This is a genomic window from Longimicrobium sp. (assembly GCF_036280135.1).
Classification (GTDB): domain Bacteria; phylum Gemmatimonadota; class Gemmatimonadetes; order Longimicrobiales; family Longimicrobiaceae; genus Longimicrobium.
This window is the reverse complement of record NZ_DASURI010000672.1, coordinates 1-3,840: the sequence shown is the minus strand read 5'-3', so window position 1 is coordinate 3,840 and position 3,840 is coordinate 1. Positions and strand designations below refer to the sequence as shown.

General features: G+C 69.8%; 6 protein-coding genes and 1 pseudogene. 2 read left to right on the top strand and 5 right to left on the bottom strand.

Features of this window, described 5'->3' with window-relative positions:
- A pseudogene (locus VFZ20_RS21845) lies at nucleotides 1-212 on the top strand (amidohydrolase); the annotation flags it as partial.
- A 424-nt stretch (nucleotides 213-636) separates the two neighbouring features.
- On the opposite strand, the gene VFZ20_RS21840 reads toward VFZ20_RS21845, so the two are convergent.
- Nucleotides 637-1,647: a DUF6929 family protein gene (locus VFZ20_RS21840; protein WP_329686069.1), complete on the bottom strand. Its 1,011-nt coding sequence runs from the start codon at nucleotides 1,645-1,647 to the stop codon at nucleotides 637-639.
- Entirely contained in the window at nucleotides 1,644-2,573 is a 930-nt protein-coding gene (locus tag VFZ20_RS21835) for a ChaN family lipoprotein (protein WP_329686068.1), read from the bottom strand. Before VFZ20_RS21835 ends, VFZ20_RS21840 begins: the two co-directional genes overlap by 4 nt.
- 167 nt (nucleotides 2,574-2,740) lie before the next feature.
- On the opposite strand from VFZ20_RS21835, the gene VFZ20_RS21830 reads away from it, so the two are divergent.
- A complete protein-coding gene (locus tag VFZ20_RS21830; RefSeq protein ID WP_329686067.1) occupies nucleotides 2,741-2,968 on the top strand; it encodes a hypothetical protein in 228 nt (75 codons plus the stop codon).
- Nucleotides 2,969-3,072: 104 nt separating this feature from the next.
- Here the strand turns inward: VFZ20_RS21830 and VFZ20_RS21825 are convergent, their stop codons facing one another.
- From VFZ20_RS21825 to VFZ20_RS21815, 3 genes are all read right to left on the bottom strand, one after another.
- Nucleotides 3,073-3,276, bottom strand: a complete 204-nt coding sequence (locus tag VFZ20_RS21825; RefSeq protein ID WP_329686066.1) for a hypothetical protein — start codon at nucleotides 3,274-3,276, stop codon at nucleotides 3,073-3,075.
- A gap of 55 nt (nucleotides 3,277-3,331) precedes the next feature.
- On the bottom strand, nucleotides 3,332-3,514 hold the full coding sequence (locus VFZ20_RS21820; RefSeq protein WP_329686065.1) for a hypothetical protein: 183 nt from the start codon (nucleotides 3,512-3,514) through the stop codon (nucleotides 3,332-3,334).
- A partial coding sequence (locus tag VFZ20_RS21815; RefSeq protein ID WP_329686064.1) for a hypothetical protein occupies nucleotides 3,511-3,840 on the bottom strand: 330 nt, incomplete at its 5' end. The genes VFZ20_RS21815 and VFZ20_RS21820, both read right to left, overlap by 4 nt.

Sequence of the window (3,840 nt, the reverse complement as noted above, 5' to 3'; positions counted from 1 at the left end):
CCGACCCGGACGTGCGCACGATGGCGGCGGAGGACTTTGGCGACGTGCTCACGCGGGTCCCCGGCTGCTACTTCTTCGTGGGCGGGCGCAGCGAGGAGAAGGGGATGACGGAGCCGCACCACTCGCCGCGCTTCGACCTGTGCGAGGACTGCATGCCCGTGGCCGTCCGCGTGCTGGAGGCTGCCGCCCGCGCCTACCTGGCCGGCGCCTGATCGATCCGCTTCCAACGACGAGGCCGGCGCTTCCGAGACGGAACGCCGGCCTTTTTCGTTGAGCCTGCCCCGATGCGTCATCCTGAGGAGCCGCCGCGCGAATCCTGCCTGGATGCGATCTCGGACGGCGACGAAGGTCGCGCCAAAGTCCTGCGCGCGCTCACTTTACGCGCGGTGCTCCCTGAATAGAAAGCCGCGGCTGGGCTCGTGCGGGGTGGCGTGCCCCGCGCGAGCGCCCCCTCCGGGCTCGCGGAGCTCGCCCACCTCCCCCAATAACCCCTGGGGGAGGTTGAACTGCGGTGGCTTTCATCCCGCAGGGTGCGCGCAGCGCCGGTGACTCAGGATGACGCTCCCTGGGCTCCATTGAAAGACAGGTCTGGCCACCCCCTGTCCGAATGACACGTCGCCCGAAGGCGGCGAACACCTACACCGGCCAATCGCCCGACAGCGCCACCTCGCACAGGTCCGACGGGCGGTGCGGATCGTCGCGGTCCACGATGACGAAGACCGTGCCGGGGCGCGGCCCGCGCGCGATGCCCTCCACCTTGCCGTCGAACCGCCCGCCGTCCGCCCCGCGCAGCTCCGTCCAGCGCGCCTCGCCGTCCGCGCCGATGATGCCCAGCGCCGAGCCGGCCACGGGCCCGTCGTCCACCGCGTTGGGCGACGCCTCCGCCGACGCCGTGTAGACCAGCGCGTCGCCCGCCACCGCCGCGTCCGTGAACGTGAGCCGCCACCCGTCGAGGGTACCCAGGTCGTACTGGATGATGGACTGCGGCGCGGGCGCGGACTGGCCGCCGGGGCCGTCCAGGTACGACAGCAGGGCCGCCCAGCCGATCTCGCAGGTGGCGTCGATGGGAAGGCGGCCATCCACGGGCGCGCCGTTGCCGCGGTTGAGCAGCAGCACGCGGTCGCCGCGCCAGACGGCGCCCTCCACGTTGAGCTCGCTCCCGCTGAACGCCGCGGCCTCGCGCAGCCGCGCGTAGAGCGTAATGGCCTCGCGCAGCTCCACGTACGGGTGCGGCGCCCGCGCGTCCGCCAGGCGCAGAATGCGCTCGCGCAGGGACGACGAGCCCGAGCCGAACGCCAGCAGCATCTCGCCGCCCTGGCCGTCCGGGACGACGGTGCACGCCTCCAGGTCCAGCTTGAAGCGCTTGTTGCCGCGCACGTCGTCGAACTGGCGCAGCCCGCCCTCGCCCGCGGGGAGGGGAACGGCGTGCGCGCGGCCCGTGTCCGGCTCGATGCGGGCGACGAAGTGCGTGTCGTCCTGGATGCAGACCAGCTCCCCGCCCAGCCACGCCAGCCCGCTCCCCGCGCGGACGTGCGCCGGCCGGTCCAGCGCCTCGTCCGGCCCGGCCGCGTAGACCAGCGGCACGGTGCGGACGACGCGCGCGCCCAGCGCGTCGTCGCGCCGGGCGAGGACCTTTCGTACCGTCACTGCGACGCCTCGGCCGGCGCGGCCTCTGTTGGCGCGGGGACGAAGACGAGGTAGTCGCCCCGGCCGGCGTGCTCCGCCGGGTCTGCGGCGGTCACGTCCGGCACGGGCACCACCGCCACGACGGCGATGCGCGCGGAGGGAAGCCGCCGCGCCAGGCGCTCCACCGTGCCCAGCCGGTGGTCGCTGTGAAAGGCGCCGTTGTAGTGAATCACCTTCCACCCCGGCCACGCCTGCCGCGCCCGGTCGATGGATTCCGCCATCGTCTCGTCCTTGAGGCACTGCGCCTGATAAAAGCGCACGAGCATGGCGCTGGCTGCCGCCGTGTCAGCCTGCCCGCCGTGGCTGGGCGCTCCGCCCATGGCCTCGCCAAAGCGGCGAAAGTACTCACCCTCCGGCGCGCACTGGCGCTGTGCGGCGTACCATCGGCGATGCGGATCCGGCAGCGTGTCCAGCGCCGCCCATCCCCCGCGCGAGACGGCGGACGCCAGCGGGCGCGGCACGTTGGCAGCCACGATGGGCCAGCGGCGCGCGGCGGCCGCCCGCACCAGCGGCCGGTAGTCGCCCGCGTAGTTGGGCCACGGCCGCGATCGCGCCAGGAACACGGAATCCGTCACGCGTCCGATGGCATGGTCGTCCAGCAGCGGCTGCACGTCACGCTCGAACATCTCCAGCGACAGCAGCACGTGCCCCGCGCGTTGCCCCACGGAGTCCAGCAGCACCGCCTCGAAGCGGTGCGTGGCGGGGTCGTCGTGCTGCTCGCCGACAAAGACGACGTCGTACCGCGCGAGCGCATCCGCCATCGCGCCCACCCCCACCCACGCCCGTGCGCCCGCGTCCCACACGCGTGGCTCCGCCTGCTGCGCGGCGAGGGGACGCGCGAGGAGGATTGCGAGCGCGAAAGCCGCCAGTCCGGAACGCAAGTGCATGGGTCGCCGAGGTAAGGGGGGCGGAGGATGGGATGACGCAGTCTGCCAGGGCGCCGGCCGTCGCGCAACGGGCGTGCATCCGCCCATACTCCGGGTTGCGGATCAGATGATGTCCGGTTCAGGTTGGATGCAAGCCGGATCCATCACTCATTCGCCTGGAGGACCGAATGCGCAAGCTGACGATGAAGCTGGAAGAGCTGGAGGTCGAGACCTTCGCCACCGCCGCTCCGGAGGGTGAGCGCGGGACCGTGCTGGGACGCGAAACGAGCGTCGAGGAGTGCGGCAGCGGCGGCGAGACGTGCGGCAGCTGCGACCCGTACGCGTCCGACTGTTTCTACACCTGCGGCCGCAGCTGCTGGGGAAGCTGCTGGAGCTGCGACGAGTACCACTGCTAATTAGGACGACAGCTCATCCGCACCTCGCCCGCCGAGGTGCGGATGCCGCTACCGTGATCAGGGCTCCGGGCGACGCGTGCGCCCGGAGCCCTGATCTGTAACGCTTACCGCACGTCGCGATGCTTCGCCCCGGTGTGCTCGCGGTCGCCGGTCCGGCCGCCAAGGCCGCGAATGCCGGCCGTGAGTCCCTTCCGCAGTCGTCCCGTGAGCTTGGTTTCCACCACGCGGAGCGCGGCACCCTCCGCGGAAACGAGCACGGACTTGCTCCCCATGATCTCGCCGACGACGATTTCACGCTTGTCGTCCATCGTCACTCTTCTCCGATTGGATCCGGAGTGAAACCGCTGAGAGACAGCAACTGGGTCAGGCGGCGGATGGTTCATCGCCCACCGGGCGTGGAGCGTGGAAGATGCGGTTCGGGTTCTTCTTGCCTTCTTCGATGTAATATTCGATGACCTTCTGCCAGTTGTTCCCGTGCTCGGCCATGATCTCACGCCGGGCTTGATCTATCTCCTCAAACATCTCCTCCATGCCGTTCTTTGTCATGGCCGGTCCTCCAGCAGGTCTGATGGAGTGCAGATTCTCGGGACGAACAGGTTCAAACGCTCGTTGATCCTTCGGATATGATCCAATTTGTTGGGATTCGCCAGGTGGCGGAAGTTCCAGGTGGCGAGCACATCGCATTTATAGTGCGAAGCAAGAGCCAGATGCAGCGCATCCCCAAGAGGATCATTGGGCATCACCTTGCTTTGGATGTACTCCCGCGCCGTGGCAAGCACCTCGCGATTGGGATCAACAAACAAGAGCCTGTTGAGCATCCAGACGCGCCAGGACACAGGCCGTGAGTGACCCCTGAGCAGCTCGTCGACCAC

Coding starts and splice junctions, on each gene's coding strand:
- VFZ20_RS21835 (WP_329686068.1), bottom strand. CDS start 2,573: ATGCACTTGCGTTCCGGACTGGCGGCTTTCGCGCTCGCAATCCTCCTC.
- VFZ20_RS21830 (WP_329686067.1), top strand. CDS start 2,741: ATGCGCAAGCTGACGATGAAGCTGGAAGAGCTGGAGGTCGAGACCTTC.
- VFZ20_RS21825 (WP_329686066.1), bottom strand. CDS start 3,276: ATGGACGACAAGCGTGAAATCGTCGTCGGCGAGATCATGGGGAGCAAG.
- VFZ20_RS21820 (WP_329686065.1), bottom strand. CDS start 3,514: ATGACAAAGAACGGCATGGAGGAGATGTTTGAGGAGATAGATCAAGCC.